Below are 16,549 nucleotides of genomic sequence, written 5' to 3' on the forward strand. Positions count from 1 at the left end.
TACGCGTCACGGCGCCGCCGGCGCCCCGGTGGGTCCCGGCGGGTCCGGCGGCCCGCCGGCCAGCTCGACGTCGTGCGGCGCCCACTCCCGCGGGACCGCGAAGACGGCGAGCGCGTCGAAGGGCTCCGCGCACTTCCGGTACGCCGTGGTGCCGGCGGGCTCCGCGAACAGCCCCTGCTCCTTGGAGCTGCGCAGGTCGGCGGAGCCGGCGCGGGTGCACCCGGTGCTCCAGGCGAAGGCGACCAGCGCGTCGGTCCCGAAGTCCCGGCGGGCCTGCCCGCCGGGGCCCTCGGCGCTCCTCGCCGCCGCCGGGTACCGCTGCGCGAAGTCGGCGACGTCCGCGCGCGAGCGCAGCACCGTACGCACCGGCTCGTACCCGTGACCGGACTCGAAGTACACGAGATCCGCGCCCGGCACCGGCACGCCCAAGCTCCGCTGCGAGTCCCCCAGCACCGCCCACACCCCGCTGACCAGCAGCAGCCCGGACACGACCGCGCCGGCGAGGATCAGCCGCGAACCCCGCGGGCCGCGCGGCGTCTGCTCGCGCGGGGCCCCGTCGCCCGCTGCGCGGTCGTGCGCGTGACTATCGGCCCGTCCTCGTCGCCGCTGGAGAACCACAGCCCCGTCAGCTCCTCGATCGCGGTTCGCGTCTCACCCATACCGCCCAGTGTGCCGCCCGCCGCCGGCAACGGACCCTGCCCTTTCCGCCGGGGGCGGGGACGGCACTGGTCAGTAGACTGGCCGGCAGGCAGAGGAGGCGAGCGGAGTGGCCGGTACGCGGGTGGACGGGCGGATCGAGCGCGGGAATCAGACGCGCCGGCTCGTGCTGCGGCGGACGATGGACATCGCCTCGGTGGAGGGCCTGGAGGGCCTGTCGCTGGGCCGGATCGCGAGCGAGCTCGGGCTGAGCAAGAGCGGCGTCTTCGCGCTCTTCGGCTCCAAGGAGGAGTTGCAGCTCGCGACGGTGCGGGCCGCGGGCGCGGTGTTCGCCAAGACCGTGGTCGGGCCCGTACAGGACCAGCCGCCGGGGGTCGGCAGGCTGCTGTCGCTCTGCTCCCACTGGCTGCGCTACTCGCGCGAGCGCGTCTTCCCCGGCGGCTGCTTCTTCTACGGCGCGGCGGCCGAGTTCGCCTCCCGCAGCGGCCCCGTGCACGACGCGGTGGCGGCGGCGCACCGCGACTGGGCGGCGTACGTGGAGCGGACCGTCGAGGAGGCCCGCGCCGCCGGCGAGCTGCGGCCGGACACCGGCGCCGGCCGGCTCGCGTTCGAACTGATCGCGCTGCTGGAGCACGCCAACCTGCTGTCGCTGCTGCACGGCGCGCAGGACGCGTACGACCTGGCCGCCTCCGCGGTCGTGGCCCGGCTGCGCGCGGTGGCCGCGGAGCCGGACTCAGTCCCGGACGCGCTCCCCTGCTGAGACGAACTCCAGCGCCGTGCGCACCACGCCGGGATCCGCGAGGATCCGCCGGTGCCCGAGGCCGCTGGTGCGGTGCTGTCTGACCTGCCCGCCGTAGGCCGCGGCGGTCTTGTCCGCCTGCGCGGCCGCGACCATGCGGTCCTTCTCGTCGTGGACGAGCAGGATCGGGAGGGTGATCTCGGCTGGCCGGTACGTGACGTCGAAGCGCCGCCACAGGTCGTGCTCGCCGGGGAACATGTCGATCTCGATGCGCCGCCGCAGCCCGGTCTTCACCCGGGGCCCGAGGCCGAGGCCGGCGCAGAACACGTCGACGACGTGGTCGAAGTCGGCCACGCCGGAGATCACCACAAGACGGTCCGCGGCGGCGGCGCCGCGCAGCGCGAGGAAGGCGGCGGAGCCGCCGAGGGAGTGCGCGACGACGGCCTCGAACCTGCCGTGCTCCTCGTACAGCCTGGCGATGATCTCGCGGTACTCCAGCACGGTGGTGCGGCGCCCTTCCGAGGCTCCGTGGGCGGGGGCGTCGAACGCGACGGGCGTGTAGCCGGCGGCGCGCAGCGCGGCGATGTACGGGGCGAAGTGCGCGGCCCGGGAGCGCCAGCCGTGCACGAGCAGCACGGGCCGCTCGCCGTCGCCCCAGCAGTACGTGACCACGTTCTTGCCGGCGACGGTGAGGCTGCCGGTGAACGCGCCGGCGAGCAGCCGGCGTTCGGCGTCGTCGAAGGCGCGGTCGGAGCGCGGGTGACGGTAGAGGACGAGGGCGCCGCGGCCCGCGAGGCCCGGGGAGACGGCGGCGGTGGCGTTGAGGACCTTGCCTATGAGCGCGGTGACGACAGGCTTCATGGGCAGAAGATAGCACGATCGTTCGCTCAGTTTCGGAACGGAGGTGCGGGCGATCGGCGGGCGGCGTGCGCGCGCCGGCCCCGGCGGTCCGCCGGGGCCGGCGCGGCGGCTCAGCCGGCGCGGTAGGCGTCGGTGATCGTCTGCTCGATCGCCCGGCCCTCGGCGGCCGTGCCGCGTACCCGTACGGACACCTCCTGACCCGGGCGCGGCCACACCCCCGGGACCAGCGCGGTCAGTTCACCGCCCCGCCCCGCGGCCACCAGCGCCTCGTGCCAGCGCTCGCCGCCGTCGGTGGAGGCCCAGAACCGCACGCTGCCGCGCTCGGTCCTGATCGCGTCCTCCGGGCCCGCGGTGGACGTCAGCCGCAGGCCGACGGTGAGCGGCCGGTACGCGGGGACGGCACCGTCGCGGTCGGTGCGGGGCGCGTAGTCGACGCCCAGCAGCCGCACCCGTTCCTGCCCCACCAGCGGATCCGCGGGACCGCGGGCCGGGAAGGTCCAGCTCGTGCGCGTCTCACTGCCGATGGGCAGCGCCTCGCGGTCGGGGCGCGAGGTGTGCTCCAGCCGGTATGTGGCGGGTTCCGGCGTGACGGGGAAGTAGCTGGTGCCGGGGCGGACCGGGACCTCGGCGCCGTCGCGGAAGAGCCGCAGGCTCTCGTTCCCCGCGGACGCGCTGTTCCATATCGAGCCCTGGTGTTCGCCGTCGCTCAGCGACACAGGCAGATCGAGCTGGTCGCCGTAGTGCAGTCCGGCGATAACCGCCGGGGCAGGGGCGCCGTACCAGACCGGCTCCGCGCTCTCCCCCGGCTCGTACGGCAGCGTGGGCGCGCACAGCCGCGGGAGCGCCGGCTCGGGGCCGAGGACGCAGTGGCGCCACGAGACGTCCGGCCGCGCGGTCACCATCTCGACCCGGCGCTGCGGCACCGCGAGCGGGTACTCGTAGGCGAAGGCCGTCTGGATGCCGTCGGTTCTCGCCTCGCGGGTCTCGGTGTACGTGTCGTCGCGGCCGAGCAGCGAGCGGTAGTCGGCCTCGACGCGCGCCAGCCGGCGGGCCTCGGCCCGGGTGACGCGGTAGCTCGGCGGGTCGGGGATCGTCTCGCCGCGGCCGAGCACCAGCTCGTACACGTCGGCATTCCGCCCCTGCGGCTTGCCGTCCCCCTCCAGCCGCCAGCGGGTGACGAACGCCGCGCTGCCGTGCCGTACCGGCTCGGTCGGCTGGAGGAAGACGCGGCCCTGCTCGATCTCCTCGCCGGTGGCGTAGATGCCTTCGTCGAGGCCGTCGGTGCCGCCCTCGTCGTGGCGGGCGTAGTGGACGGAGGCGTGCCGCACCCTGGTGTCCGCGCCCTCGACGGTCGCGGGGCGCAGCGGCAGGGCCTTGCGGGCGTCGATGGTGTACGCCATGTCGCCGTCGAGCATGACCTCGGGCGAGCCGGCGAACGCGACGGTGGCGGGATCGCCGTCCGCGGCGGGCGTCTCCACCTTGGCCAGCATCGACAGCGGGCCGGGCAGCATGCGGGCGGTGGCACGGCCGTTCTCGTCCAGGTGGACGGTGCGGAAGCCGCCCCCGGTCTCGGGGTACGTCTCCCGCATGTTGAGCAGCCACAGGCTGCCGCCCGCCCAGGGCCGGCCGTTCCGGTCCAGGACGGTCAGGTCCACGTCGTGGCGGGGCGGTTCGAGGTAGAAGCTGAGCGGCAGGGTGACGGTGTCGTGCCCGTTCTCGGTGAGGACGACGGCGCCGGAGTAGACGCCGGGCGCGACGCCCCCGGGCGTCAGCGTGACCGTCACCCGCTCGGTGGCGCCGGGGGCGACGGTCACGGCGGCGGGCGTCACGGTCACGGCGTCGTCGGCGAGGGGGGCGCCGGCGCGCTCGGTGGCGAGGTCGGTGAGGGAGATCGCGCGGGGCTCGGTGCCGTCGTTGGTCAGGGTCAGCTCGATCGACGCGGGGCGCTCACCCTCGGGGTAGCGCAGGTAGCCGAAGTCGACGTTGCCGCGGTCGAGTTGCAGGGTCTCGTTCGCGGCGCCCGGCAGGTCGAGGACGCCGGCGCCGGCCGCGTGCGGCCGGGGTGCCGCGGCGTCGCCGTCCGCGGTGGTCATGAGGGCGGTCTTCAGCCGCCGCCAGTCCCAGTCGGGGTGCTTCTGCAGCAGCAGCGCGGCGGCGCCGGCGACGTGCGGCGTGGCCTGCGAGGTGCCGCTCATCTCCGTGTACGGATCGGCCGTGCCGCCGCCTGCGCGGGCGCCGGTGACGGCGACGCCCGGGGCGGTCAGGTCGGGCTTGGAGAGGAACGCGCCGGTCGTCGGGCCGATGCTGGTGAACCGGGGCGTACCGCCGTCGGCGTCCGCGGCCCCCACGGTCAGCGCGCTCTCCGCGACGCCCGGGGTGCCGATGGTGCCGGAGTACGGTCCCGAGTTTCCCGCGGCGACGACGAAGAGGGTGCCGGTGTCGGCGGCCAGGGTGTCGAGCGCGCGGGCGACGGGGTCGTTCTCGGGGTACTCGGGCGCGGTGCCGCCGAGGCTGAGGTTGACCACGTCGGCACCCTGCTCGGTGGCCCACTGCATGCCGGCGATGACCCAGGACGCCCGGCCCTCGCCCTCGCCGTTCAGGACCCGGCCGGACAGCAGCCGGGCGCCGTACGCGACGCCCTTGCGGGCGCCGCCGGACGCGGCGCCGCTGCCCGCGACGAGGGAGGCGACGTGGGTGCCGTGGCCGTTGCGGTCCTCGGTGGTGCCCTCGCCGGTGAAGTCGGCGGCGCCGGCGACCCTGCCACGCAGGTCGGGGTGGTCGGCGTCGACGCCGGAGTCGAGCACGGCGACGTCCACGCCGGCACCGCTCAGCCCGGCGTCCCACACCTCGGGGGCACCGATCTGGCTGAGGTTGCCGTCGAGTTCCGCGGCCTCCAGGCTGCGGTCCAGCCACACCCGGCGCACCCCGGCCGCCGCCGGGCCCGCGGGCCGGGCGAGGGTCGCGGCGAAGGTGCCGGCGCTCTTCTTGGGCAGCTCGACGGCGACGGCGTCGAGGGCGGGCAGCGGCAAAGCGTCCTCGCGGGCCGCCTCGCCGGCCGCGGCCAGCGGCCGGGGACCCTGCACGATCAGGGGGAGTGCCCGGGTGGAGGCGTCGTCGTAGCCCATCTCGACGAGGGCGGTGACGTTGAAGAGTTCGAGGTCGAGCACCTCGGGGACGAGCCCGGCGGCGTCGTCCGGGACGACGTAGACGTCGTCGCCGTCGCGCAGGGTGGTGAAGGAGCGGGTGCCGGACCCGGACCGCGGGGTGACGGAGACGGCGGCGGGACCGTCCGCGGCGGGGGCGTCGACGGTGACCTCGTCGCCGGTGACGAGGGTGACCGTGGCGGAGGCGGAGGCGCCGCCCGCGGGCGGTGCGGCGAGGGGCGGGGGGCCGGCCGCGGCCGGCGTGGCCGACAGGGCCGGGAGCGTCAGCCCGCCGAGGAGAAGGGCTGTCACGGCAGCGCGGACGTGCTGAGGGAGCCGTCTGGAGGACATGATCCCGGTCTTACCCCGGCGGGCCTGCGCGGCGGAACGAATCTTTGTGGCGTCTTGTCGCCACGTCCACAAGTAGCCACCATGGCCGGATGCTTGAGGCCCTGGGGATACCGCCGTACGCCGAGTCCGTCTACCGCGCGCTGCTCGCGGCGCCCGGCCGCACCGTCGCCCAGCTCGCCGGGGAGCTGAGGCGCTCCGAGCGCGCCACCCGGCGCAGCGTCACGGAGCTGGAGGAGGTGGGCCTGGTCAGCCGGCTGCCCGGGCGCCCGGTGCGGCTGCTGGCCACCCGCCCGGACACCGCCGTCGACCTGCTCGTCGCGCGGCGCCGCCGGGAGCTGGGCGAGCTGCAGCGCAACGCGCGGACGCTGGCGGCGACGCTGAGCGCGGGCCGGCAGCCGGACGAGCTGCTGGAGGTCCTCACCGGCCGGCAGGCCATCGCGGAGCGCTTCGGCCAGCTCGTCCGCGGCTGCGAGCGGGAGTTGCTGGTCTTCGACCGGCCGCCGTACGCGGCGGACGTGACGCCCTCGGAGGAGGGCGTGACGGCGCGGCTGCACGAGCAAGTGGTGGTACGCGGCATCTACGCCCCCGAGTCGCTGGAGTACCCCGGCGCACTGGCCGCGGCGCGGCGGGCGGCGGCCAACGGCGAGCAGTCGCGGGTCCATCCGCAGGTGCCGATGAAGCTGGCGCTGGCGGACCGCGCGGTGGCGCTGCTGCCGATCGTGCTCGACGACCAGGTGGACAGCGCGCTGGTGATCCGCCCGTGCGCGCTGCTGGACGCGCTGGTGAGCCTCTTCGAGCTGCTGTGGCAGCAGGCCGCGCCGCTGCTGCCGCGGCCCGCGCAGGACCGTCCTTCGTGCTCGGACCTGGGGCTGCTGACGCTGCTGGCGGCGGGGGTCAAGGACGAGGCGATCGCCCGGCAGTTGGGCGTGAGCCCGCGGACGGTCACCCGGCGGGTGGCGGAGCTGCTGGACGAACTGGGCGCCCGTACCCGCTTCCAGGCGGGAATCCTGGCGCAGCGCCGCGGCTGGCTTCCGGACCCGGAACCACACGGCCATCCGGAGTAATTCCCGCCGCTCTCCAGCGCCTTGCATTGTTCCATGGCCATATCGCCGCGTTATGTAAGCGATTTCTGCAACCGACCCCCAGAACCGCGATTCCTGGATGGCGAACTCCCAGCTCAGCGCCGAAATTTCAGGACACGCGAATTCCCGTTTCGCCCGGCGCCCTGTTTACCTCCCGCTGAACTCGTGTTCACGCTCCGGCGATTCCCCTTCGACGTACACGCGCCGAAGTCCCCATAGGAGGAAACCGCGAATGAACAAACGAGTGCGCACCATCATGCGGCTCGGCGGGTTAACGACCGCCGTCGTGGCCGTTCTGTCGATGTCGGGCGCGGCCACGGCCGCCGGCGGCCCGGAGCCCACGCCCCCGCCGACGACGCGGATCGTCGGCGGCCAGCCCGCCTCCGAGACGTACTCCTTCATGGCCTCGCTGCAGAGTGCGCCGGGCAGCCACACCTGCGGCGGCAACCTGGTCGACCCGAGCTGGATCGGCCGTCACGGACCGGCCGGTTACGCGGCGCGCAGCGGGCGGCCGAGGCGTACCGGGACGCCCGGCGAGTACAGGACGCTGACCGGGTCGCCGGAGGGCGCGGGCAGGCCCGCCGCCGCGACCAGGTTCTCCTCGCACCGCACCAGCTCCGCGCGGTGCAGCGGCCAGCGGGGATGCTCGTTGGGCAGGTAGGCCGTCCTGCCGAAGAAGGCGGTGTGCAGCCCCCAGCGCGCGGTGAGGAAGTGCTCCAGCGCGCTCGGCTCGCCGACCCGTGCGCCCGGACGCACGGTCAGGCGGCTGTACGCGCCCCGCGGGCCCGGCCGGCGGCGCGAGCTGGTGTAGACGAGCGTGTCACCGGCCCGGCGGACGGCAATCCGCGACCACACGTACGGGAGCCCGAAGCCGAGCCGGCCCAGCACCACGGGGACCAGCCGGGCGGCGTCCAGCGAGCGGAAGACGACACCGCGCCGCCCGCGGCCGTCGACCGAGTACAGGCGCACGTTGGTCTCGGGGAAGGAGCCGAGGTACGGCACCGCGGGCAGCCGCAGCCCTCCGACGCGGTGCATCCGGAACGCGATGAGCCCCGCGTACGCGACCCCGTCGTGCGTGTCCGGTACGGTCCCGCGGGGCAGCAGCCGCGCCACTGCGTCCGGCTCGAAGGCCCAGTGGACGAACGTCAGGTCCAGCCACTGCTGGGTGAGCAGCGGGAACCGTACGGCGTGCGGGGCGTCGGGGGTGACGGGCTCGGGCTTCTGCACGGTGCCAGCATCGCAGTGCCGGCGCGGCGCGGCCCGGCGGGGCGCGCCGCCGCCGCGTCAGCCGAGGTGCCGGGCGAACGCCTCGTGGGCCCGGGTGTCGAAGAGGACGAAGCGGACCTCGTCGAAGGCCCGCTTGTCGACGGCCTCCTGGACGGCGGCCACCGCGATCCGGGCCGCGTCGTCCAGCGGCCAGCCGAACGCACCGGTGGACACGGCGGGGAACGCGACGGTGCGGGCGCCCAGTTCGCGGGCGACCGCCAGCGACTCGCGGTAGCAGGAGGCCAGTTGCGCCGAGCGGTCCTCGCTCCGCGTCCACACCGGGCCGACCGTGTGGATCACCCAGCGGGCCGGCAGCAGCCCGGCGGCGGTGGCCACCGCGCGGCCCGCCGGCAGGCCGTCCGGGTAGACGGAGGCGCGCAGTTCGCGGCACTCCTCGGCGATGCTCTTGCCTCCCCTGCGGTGGATGGCGCCGTCGACGCCCCCGCCGCCCAGCAGCGAGGAGTTGGCGGCGTTGACCACCGCGTCGACCCGCTGCTCGGTGATGTCGCCGCGCACGGCCGTGAGCACACCCATGGCGCCACCGTAGTACGGGCCCGGGGGCGGCGCCGGGCGCGCCCGCCCCGTACGGCGGCTCAGACGGTGACCGACGCGCCCTCCGCCACCGGCTCGCCCGCGGCCACCGCGCTCGCGTCCGCGTCGAGGTCGCGGTGGACCAGCGCCGCGTACCGGCCGCCGGCGGCCATCAGTTTCTCGTGCGTGCCGAGTTCCGCGATCCGGCCGTCGTGCAGGACCGCGATCTGGTCGGCGTCGCGGATCGTGGAGAGCCGGTGCGCGATGGTGATCGTCGTACGGCCCGCGGCCAGCGCGTCGACCGCCTCCTGCACCGCGCGCTCGGTGCGGGTGTCCAGGGCGCTGGTGGCCTCGTCGAGGAGGAGCACCGGCGGGTCGCGCAGGATGGTGCGGGCGAGGGCCAGGCGCTGCTTCTCGCCGCCGGAGAAGCGGTAGCCGCGCTCGCCGACGAGGGTGTCGTAGCCGTCGGGCAGGGCGGCGATGTGGTCGTGGATCTGCGCGGCGCGGGCGGCGGCCTCGATCTCGGCGTCGGTCGCGTCCGGGCGGGCGAAGCGCAGGTTGTCGGCGACGGAGGCGTGGAAGAGGTACGTCTCCTGGGCGACGACGCCGACCGCGCGGGCGAGCGAGTCGAAGTCGAGGTCGCGCACGTCGGTGCCGTCGAGGGTGACCCGGCCGCCGGTGACGTCGTACAGCCGCGGCACCAGGTAGCCCAGGGTGGACTTGCCGGCGCCGGTGGGGCCGACGATCGCCAGGCTGCTGCCGGCCGGAACGGTGAGGTCGACGTCGCGCAGCGTCGGCTGACCCGCCTCGTACGCGAAGTCGACGTGCTCGAAGCGCACCTCGCCGCGGGGCTTCGCCAGCCGCACCGGGTGCTCGGGCTCGGAGATGTCGACGGGCAGGTCGAGGTACTCGAAGATGCGCTGGAAGAGGGCGAGCGAGGTCTGCATCTGCACGCCGGTGGAGAGCAGGCTGACGGTGGGCCGGAAGAGGCCCTGCTGGAGCGAGACGAAGGCGACGACGGTGCCGATGGACACGGCCTGCCCTGCGGTGCCGGAGGCCAGGCCCGCGGTCCAGTAGATGACGGCCGGCATGGCGGCCATGACGACGCCGATGGTGGCCATCCGCCAGCGGCCCGCCATGTTGGCCCGTACCTCCAGGTCCACCAGGCTCTCGGACTCGTCGGCGAAGCCGCGGGTGAGGCTGTCGGAGCGGCCCATGGTGCGGCCGAGCAGGATGCCGCTGACCGACAGCGACTCGGTCACGCCCGCGGCCATGGCGGCCATCTGCTTCTGCCGCTGCGAGGTGATCTTCTTGCGCTCGCGGCCGACGCGGCGGGCGATCCAGACGAAGAGCGGCAGCAGGAGCAGCGAGACGACGGTCAGCCGCCAGTCGAGCGCGAGCATGGCGACGACGGTGGCGATCACGCTGGTGAGGTTGGAGACCAGCGAGGTGGCGGTGGTGGTGACGGTGGCCTGCATGCCGCCGATGTCGTTGGCGATGCGGGACTGCACCTCGCCGGTGCGGGTGCGGGTGAAGAACGCCAGCGGCATGCGCTGCAACTGGGCGTAGACGGCGGTGCGCAGGTCGTGCATGACGCGCTGGCCGACGGTGGTGGAGATGAGGGTCTGGAGCACGCCGAAGACGCCGCTGAGCACGGCGACGCCGACCATGCCGAGCGCGAGCAGGCTGAGCAGCCCGGTGCGGCCCTCGGGCAGGGCGGTGTCGACGACCTCGCGGAGCAGGAACGGCGAGGCGACCGAGACCAGCGAGGACGCGGCCACCAGCAGCCCGACCACGGCGAGGCGGCCGCGGTAGGGGCGGAAGAGCGCGAGGATCCGGCGCACCTGGGCGGGCTGCTCCGGATCGGAGGGCGGGGGTGACCACCCGTCGAGTGGATCGTGCGGCATGGGCCTCCTAGAAGAGTGTGACGACCTTATGGGAGGGTAGCTCATTGTTACCTATATGCACAATGAACATGCTCCTGCTACCCTCGGAGCGTGTCCCAGTCGCCCCCGCCCCCCGCAGACGTGACCGGCCAGTTGGCGGAGCAGCTCCTGCTGCTCACCCGCCGGATCCACTACGCGCAGAAGCACCACTTCAAGCCGCTGGGCATCACGCCCGCCCAGTCCCGGCTGCTGCGCACCCTGGAGCGCCACGAGGAGCCGCCGCGGATGGCCGACCTCGCCGAGCACCTCGGCGTCGTCCCCCGCGCGGTCACCACGCACGTCGACGCGCTGGAGGCGGGCGGCCTGGTCCGGCGCGTGCCCGACCCGGCCAACCGGCGGGTGATCCGGATCGAGACCACCGCGGCCGGGCGCACGGCGCTCGCCGAGCTGCACCGGGCCCGCCTCGCCGCCGCCGCGGACGTGCTGGAGCCGCTGTCGGAACAGCAGCGTGAAAAACTGCTCGGGCTCATCGCCCCCCTGGTCGACACGCACGGCCACGCCTGCTGAGGAGTCCGTTCCATGCCGCTGCTCCAGCCCAAGCCCTCGGCCCTGCGCCCCGGCCGCGGAGCGGCGGCGCCCGCGCCCGACCGGGTCGCCGACGACCTCGCCGCGGGCACGCCGGAGCCGCTGCGCGGGGAGCTGACGGCGCTGCTGGGCGCGGAGAAGGTGCTGACGGGCGCCTCGGACCTGGTGCGGTACGCCTCGGACGCCAGCCCGTACCGGTTCGTGCCGCAGGCGGTGGCCGTCGCCGAGACGGTCGCGGACGTCTCGGCGCTCTTCCGGTTCGCCCACGAGCGCGGCCGGAAGCTGGTCTTCCGGGCGGCGGGCACGTCGCTGAACGGCCAGGCGCAGGGCGAGGACATCCTCGTCGACGTACGCCGCCACTGGGCGGGCGTCGAGGTGCTCGGCGACGACGCGGCGCGCGCCCGCGTCGGCCCCGGCACCACCGTCGTACGGGCCAACGCCACCCTCGCCCGGCACGGCCGCGTCCTCGGTCCCGACCCGGCCAGCGCCATCGCCTGCACCCTCGGCGGGGTCGTCGCCAACAACGCCTCGGGCATGACGGCGGGTACCACGCGCAACTCGTACCGCACGCTCGCCTCGCTGACCTTCGTCCTGCCCTCCGGCACCGTCGTGGACACCGCCGCGCCGGACGCCGACGAGCGGCTGGCCGCCGCCGAGCCGGAGCTGTGCCGCGGGCTGCTCGCGCTCAAGGCGGAGATCGAGGCGGACGCGGAGCTGACGGCCCGGATCCGCGCCAAGTACGAGATCAAGAACACCAACGGCTACCGGCTCGACGCCTTCCTCGACGGCGCCACCCCCGTGCAGATACTGCGCGGGCTGATGGTCGGCTCCGAGGGCACGCTCGGCTTCATCGCCGACACCGTCTTCGACACGCTGCCGCTGGACCGGCACACCTCCACCGCGCTGCTGTTCTTCCCCACCCTCCAGGCCGCCGCGGCCGCGGTGCCGGCGTTCAACGCCGCCGGGGCGCGGGCCGTGGAGCTGATGGACGGCAACACGCTGCGCGCCTCGGTGAGCGTCGCCGGTGTGCCCGCCGACTGGGCGGAGCTGCCGAAGGAGACGGCGGCGCTGCTGGTGGAGTTCCGGGCGCCGGACGAGGCGGCGCGGGAGGCGTACGAGGAGGCGGCGGCCGGGGTGCTGGCGGGGCTCGGCCTCGTGGCGCCGGTCGGGTCCGTCGCCGCCGAGGGCAACGCGTTCACCCGCGACCCGGGCCGCATCGGCGGCTACTGGAAGGCGCGCAAGGCGTTCGTCACCGCCGTCGGCGGCTCCCGCCCGGCCGGTACGACCCTCATCACCGAGGACTTCGCCGTCCCGCCCGGCCGGCTCGCCGAAGCCTGCGAGGCGCTGCTCGAACTCCAGGCGCGGCACGGCTTCGACGCCGCCGTCGCCGGCCACGCCGCCCACGGCAACCTGCACTTCCTGCTCGCCTTCGACGCCGCCGAGCCCGCAGACGTCGAGCGGTACGCGGCCTTCATGGACGACTTCTGCCGGCTGACCGTCGAGCGCTTCGACGGCTCGCTGAAGGCCGAGCACGCCACCGGCCGCAACATCGCCCCGTTCCTCGCGCTGGAGTGGGGCGAGCGGGCCACCGGGCTGATGTGGCGGATCAAGGAGCTGATCGACCCGCGCGGCATCCTCGCCCCGCGGGTGCTGCTCGACCGCGACCCGCAGGCGCACCTGCGCGGGCTCAAGACCATCCCGCGGATCGAGGACGTCGCCGACCCGTGCATCGAGTGCGGCTTCTGCGAACCCACCTGCCCCAGCGGCGATCTGACCACCACCCCGCGGCAACGCATCGTGCTGCGCCGGGAGATGCTGCGCCAGCCGCCGGACGCGCCGGTCACCGGCAGCCTTCTCCGGGCGTACGGGTACGACGCCGTCGACACCTGCGCCGGCGACTCGACGTGCGCCCTGGACTGCCCCGTCGGCATCGACACCGGGCAGCTGATGAAGGACTTCCGGCACGCCCGGCACTCCGCCCGCGAGGAGCGCGCCGCCGCCGGCACCGCCCGCCGCTTCCGCCAGGTCGAACGGGCCGCCCGGCTGGCCGTCGCCGTCGCGCACCGGCTCGGCGACCGGGTGCCGGGCGCGGCGACCCGGCTCGCGCGCCGCGCGGTGCGCCCCGACCTCGTACCCGAGTGGCTGCCGGAGATCCCCGCGCCGGCCGCGCGCCGGCTGCCCGGCACCGTCCGCGAGGGCGCCGCCGCCGTCTACTTCCCGGCGTGCGTCAACCGCATCTTCGGCGGCCCGGACGACGCGCGCGGACCGAACCTCGCGGAGGCCGTCGTCGCCGTCTCCGCCCGCGCCGGGCGGCCCGTGTGGATCCCAGACGACGTCACCGGCACCTGCTGCGCCACCATCTGGCACTCCAAGGGCTACGACGACGGCACCCGGCTGATGGCCAACCGCGTCGTCGAGGCCGCCTGGCGGTGGACCGACGGCGCCCGGCTGCCGGTCGTCGTCGACGCCTCGTCCTGCACCCTGGGCCTCGCGCACGAGGTGGTGCCGTATCTGACGGAGGCGAGCCGCAAGCTGCACGCGCAGCTCACCGTCGTGGACTCGCTCGACTGGGCCGCCGACGAGCTGCTGCCCCGCCTGACGGTCGAGCGCAGGACGTCCTCCGCCGTGGTCCACCCGACCTGCTCGATGCGCCACCTGGGCAACACCGGCCGGCTCACCGCGCTGGCCGAGGCGGTCGCGGAGGAGGTCGTCGTGCCGGACGACGCGGCCTGCTGCGCCTTCGCCGGCGACCGCGGCATGCTGCACAAGGAGCTGACCGCGTCCGCGACCGCGCGCGAGGCCGCGGAGGTCACCGCCCGCGACTACGACGCGCACCTGTCGGCGAACCGGATGTGCGAGATCGGCATGGACCGGGCCACCGGCCGCTCGTACCGCTCCGTACTGCTGGAGCTGGAGCGCGCCACCCGCCCGGCGGGTGCCCGGGGCGCCGCGGATAAGTCCATCCGGCCCGGGCGGTAAGTCCAACTCCTCAGTGGTGCAGACCTCTTGTCGGCGCGCCCGGGTCCGGCGAGGGTGGCGGCGAACCTTCCGCACACTTTCCGGAGGACGCATGCGCGAGGAGAACGCCACCCCGAGACCCGGCGATTCCGACGACGGCTACTCCCGCCGTTCGGTTCTGCGCTCGGCGGGCATCGCCGGTGCAGGGCTCGGCCTGGGGGCCTTCGGCGCCTCCCAGGCCCAGGCGGCGGAGGCGGGGGCAGCCGGTGAAGCCGCCGCACCGGCCGTGCCGCCGCGGCTCGGCAGGACGATGATCGGCGTGCCCTTCGAGACCCACACCACCGTACGGGTCGGGATCGTGGGCCTCGGCAACCGCGGCGGCGGCATGATCGACCTGTTCCTGGCCCAGCCGGGCGTCCAGGTGACGGCGCTGTGCGACCCGGTCGTGGACAAGGTGGAGCGGGCCGCGAAGAAGGTCGTCGCCGCCGGCCAGCCGGCGCCCGCCACGTACACCAAGGGCGATCACGACTTCGAGCAGCTCTGTGCCCGCAGCGACATCGACTTCGTCTACGTCGCCACCCCCTGGGACTGGCACTTCGAGATGGCCAGGGCGGCCATGACGAACGGCAAGCACGTCGGTGTCGAGTGCCCCATCGCGATGACCGTGAAGGAGCTGTGGGACCTCGTCGACCTGTCCGAGCGCACCCGCAGGCACTGCATGCAGTTGGAGAACTGCGCGTACGGCAAGAACGAGATGCGGGTGCTGCGCATGGCGCACGCCGGGCTCTTCGGCGAGCTGCTGCACGCCGCCGGCGCGTACAACCACGACCTGCGCGGGCTGATGTTCGACCCCGACTACTACGAGGGCCCGTGGCGCCGGCTGTGGCACACCCGGCTGCGCGGCGACCTCTACCCCAACCACGGCTTCGGCCCGACGGCCAACTACATGGACGTCAACCGCGGCGACCGCGTCACGCAGATCTCCAGCTTCGGCACCCCGGCCCTGGGCCTCGCGGAGTACCGCGAGGAGCACATGCCCGCCGGTGACCCGAGCTGGAAGGAGACGTACATCGGCAGTGACCGCACCTTCAGCGTGCTGCAGACGGCCAAGGGCCGCGTCATCCGGCTGGAGCACGACGTCTCCACCCCGCACCCGTACAGCCGGATCAACTCCCTCGGCGGCACGAAGGGCGTCTTCGAGGACTACGAGCCGCGCATCTACCTGGAGCCGATGCACACCGACGACCGGTGGCACAGCTTCGGCGACTTCGCGGAGTACGACCACTGGCTGTGGAAGGAGCACTCCAACCCGCCCGGCGGCCACGGCGGCATGGACTACATCATGATCTTCCGGCTGATGCAGTGCATGCGCCTCGGCCTGGTCCCGGACTTCGACGTCTACGACGCCGTGACCTGGACCGCGCCGGTGCCGCTCAGCCACGAGTCGATCAAGGCGGGCGGCAAGCCGCAGCAGATCCCGGACTTCACCCGCGGCGGGTGGAAGGACAAGCGCTCCGGCGTCGACTCGGAGAAGCCCGACGAGGCATGAGCGCCGGCTTACGGCCGCGTCGCCGCGCTGACGGCGCGCGGCCCCGGCGGAGACCGGCGCGCGGCGCCGTTAGCCGGCAAGGGAGGCCCGGTCGCCCATCACGGCGACCGGGTCCTTCCGCGGGTCCAGGGTGCGCAGCAGCTCCGTCATCCCGGACTTGGAGATGCTGATGCAGCCGGACGTTCCGCTGCCGTGGTCCATGTGGAACCAGATCGAGCCGCCCTTCCCCTGCCCCTGCGGGCGGGTCGGGTCGAGCGGCGAGGTGCCCCGCACGCGGTTGTAGTCGATGGCGATGACGAGGTCGAAGTCGTTCCAGTGCGTCTCGGGCCAGTAGTGGGGCGCGGCGAAGGCGGGACTCTGGAGGTACGGGAGCTTCGCGCCCGGGTCGGCGAGCACGCCGCCGGCGTCGGAGAGCGTGAACACCCCCACGGGGCTGCGCTTGTCGCCCTCGCGGTGGTCGGGGGTCCAGCCCTTCTTGCCGTTGTGCGCGGGCCAGCTCTCCCGGCGCTGCCAGTTCCCGCCGTGCTTCTCGTAGAGGACGACGGTGGCGTCGGCGGAGTCGGGGCCCTTGCCGTAGACGGCGACGGCCTGGCGGGAGTCCGCGGGCACCTTCCCGTTCATTCGGGCGCCGACGCCGGGGATGTCGCCGGGCGGGGTGCTGGGCGACGCGCTCGCGCCACCGGTGGCCGCGCCCTTGCCCGTACCGCTCGTGCCCCCGCTGTCACCGTCGCCGCCGCCCGAACCGCCGCAGCCCGCCAGCAGAATCAGCCCCACCGCCGCGGCGGCCGTCCGGCGCGGCAGCCGCCCGCTCGTCCCGTACGCACGCATACACCCATCGTCACACGCCGCGTCCCGCGCCCTGCCGGGCGGTCCCCCGCGGGCCGTGGCGCAATGGCCACGGCGCGGGGGAAAACCGGTTGAAATCCCGCCCGCGAACCGCC

At 74.6% G+C, this 16,549-nt stretch carries 14 protein-coding genes; 5 read left to right on the forward strand and 9 right to left on the reverse strand.

Annotation, left to right across the window (positions count from 1 at the left end; translation table 11 throughout):
* Positions 1-6 precede the first annotated feature (6 nt).
* Both OG946_RS03365 and OG946_RS03370 read right to left on the reverse strand, forming a co-directional pair.
* Positions 7-489 carry a hypothetical protein gene (locus OG946_RS03365; RefSeq protein ID WP_326794670.1) on the reverse strand — a complete coding sequence of 161 codons (483 nt, stop codon included), beginning with the start codon at positions 487-489 and terminating at the stop codon, positions 7-9.
* Positions 490-506: 17 nt separating this feature from the next.
* Positions 507-659, reverse strand: coding sequence for a hypothetical protein (locus tag OG946_RS03370; protein ID WP_326794671.1), 153 nt, complete (start codon positions 657-659; stop codon positions 507-509).
* A 107-nt stretch (positions 660-766) separates the two neighbouring features.
* Between OG946_RS03370 and OG946_RS03375 the strand changes: the two genes are divergently transcribed.
* Complete coding sequence (locus OG946_RS03375) at positions 767-1,417, forward strand: TetR/AcrR family transcriptional regulator (protein ID WP_326794672.1); 651 nt, start codon at positions 767-769, stop codon at positions 1,415-1,417.
* Here the strand turns inward: OG946_RS03375 and OG946_RS03380 are convergent.
* Both OG946_RS03380 and OG946_RS03385 read right to left on the reverse strand, forming a co-directional pair.
* On the reverse strand, positions 1,391-2,257 hold the full coding sequence (locus tag OG946_RS03380; RefSeq protein ID WP_326794673.1) for an alpha/beta hydrolase: 867 nt from the start codon (positions 2,255-2,257) through the stop codon (positions 1,391-1,393). The two genes, OG946_RS03375 and OG946_RS03380, sit on opposite strands and share 27 nt — an antisense overlap.
* A gap of 110 nt (positions 2,258-2,367) precedes the next feature.
* Positions 2,368-5,751 carry a S8 family peptidase gene (locus OG946_RS03385; RefSeq protein ID WP_326794674.1) on the reverse strand — a complete coding sequence of 1,128 codons (3,384 nt, stop codon included), beginning with the start codon at positions 5,749-5,751 and terminating at the stop codon, positions 2,368-2,370.
* 89 nt (positions 5,752-5,840) lie between these two features.
* On the opposite strand from OG946_RS03385, the gene OG946_RS03390 reads away from it, so the two are divergent.
* Complete coding sequence (locus tag OG946_RS03390) at positions 5,841-6,815, forward strand: helix-turn-helix domain-containing protein (RefSeq protein ID WP_326794675.1); 975 nt, start codon at positions 5,841-5,843, stop codon at positions 6,813-6,815.
* Between the two features lie 165 nt (positions 6,816-6,980).
* Here OG946_RS03390 and OG946_RS03395 read toward each other — a convergent pair whose 3' ends face one another.
* The 4 genes from OG946_RS03395 to OG946_RS03410 all read right to left on the reverse strand — a co-directional run bounded on the left by OG946_RS03395 (position 6,981) and on the right by OG946_RS03410 (position 10,537).
* A complete protein-coding gene (locus OG946_RS03395) occupies positions 6,981-7,235 on the reverse strand; it encodes a hypothetical protein (protein WP_326794676.1) in 255 nt (84 codons plus the stop codon).
* Positions 7,236-7,322: 87 nt separating this feature from the next.
* Positions 7,323-8,060 (reverse strand): YqjF family protein, encoded by a 738-nt coding sequence (locus tag OG946_RS03400; RefSeq protein WP_326794677.1) that lies wholly within the window; start codon positions 8,058-8,060, stop codon positions 7,323-7,325.
* 57 nt (positions 8,061-8,117) lie between these two features.
* The gene (locus OG946_RS03405; protein ID WP_326794678.1) at positions 8,118-8,633 is read right to left on the reverse strand and encodes an O-acetyl-ADP-ribose deacetylase; all 516 of its coding nucleotides are present in this window, start codon (positions 8,631-8,633) and stop codon (positions 8,118-8,120) included.
* A gap of 59 nt (positions 8,634-8,692) precedes the next feature.
* The gene (locus OG946_RS03410) at positions 8,693-10,537 is read right to left on the reverse strand and encodes an ABC transporter ATP-binding protein (protein ID WP_326794679.1); all 1,845 of its coding nucleotides are present in this window, start codon (positions 10,535-10,537) and stop codon (positions 8,693-8,695) included.
* A gap of 90 nt (positions 10,538-10,627) precedes the next feature.
* Between OG946_RS03410 and OG946_RS03415 the strand changes: the two genes are divergently transcribed.
* The 3 genes from OG946_RS03415 (at position 10,628) to OG946_RS03425 (ending at position 15,608) form a co-directional block, all read left to right on the forward strand.
* A complete protein-coding gene (locus OG946_RS03415) occupies positions 10,628-11,083 on the forward strand; it encodes a MarR family winged helix-turn-helix transcriptional regulator (protein WP_326794680.1) in 456 nt (151 codons plus the stop codon).
* A gap of 12 nt (positions 11,084-11,095) precedes the next feature.
* Complete coding sequence (locus OG946_RS03420) at positions 11,096-14,080, forward strand: FAD-binding and (Fe-S)-binding domain-containing protein (protein WP_326794681.1); 2,985 nt, start codon at positions 11,096-11,098, stop codon at positions 14,078-14,080.
* Between the two features lie 91 nt (positions 14,081-14,171).
* Positions 14,172-15,608, forward strand: a complete 1,437-nt coding sequence (locus OG946_RS03425; protein WP_326794682.1) for a Gfo/Idh/MocA family protein — start codon at positions 14,172-14,174, stop codon at positions 15,606-15,608.
* Between the two features lie 69 nt (positions 15,609-15,677).
* Here OG946_RS03425 and OG946_RS03430 read toward each other — a convergent pair whose 3' ends face one another.
* On the reverse strand, positions 15,678-16,436 hold the full coding sequence (locus OG946_RS03430) for a L,D-transpeptidase family protein (RefSeq protein ID WP_326794683.1): 759 nt from the start codon (positions 16,434-16,436) through the stop codon (positions 15,678-15,680).
* Between the last annotated feature and the right edge of the window lie 113 nt (positions 16,437-16,549).

The sequence above is a fragment of the Streptomyces sp. NBC_01808 genome, from assembly GCF_035917395.1.
Lineage (GTDB): Bacteria > Actinomycetota > Actinomycetes > Streptomycetales > Streptomycetaceae > Streptomyces.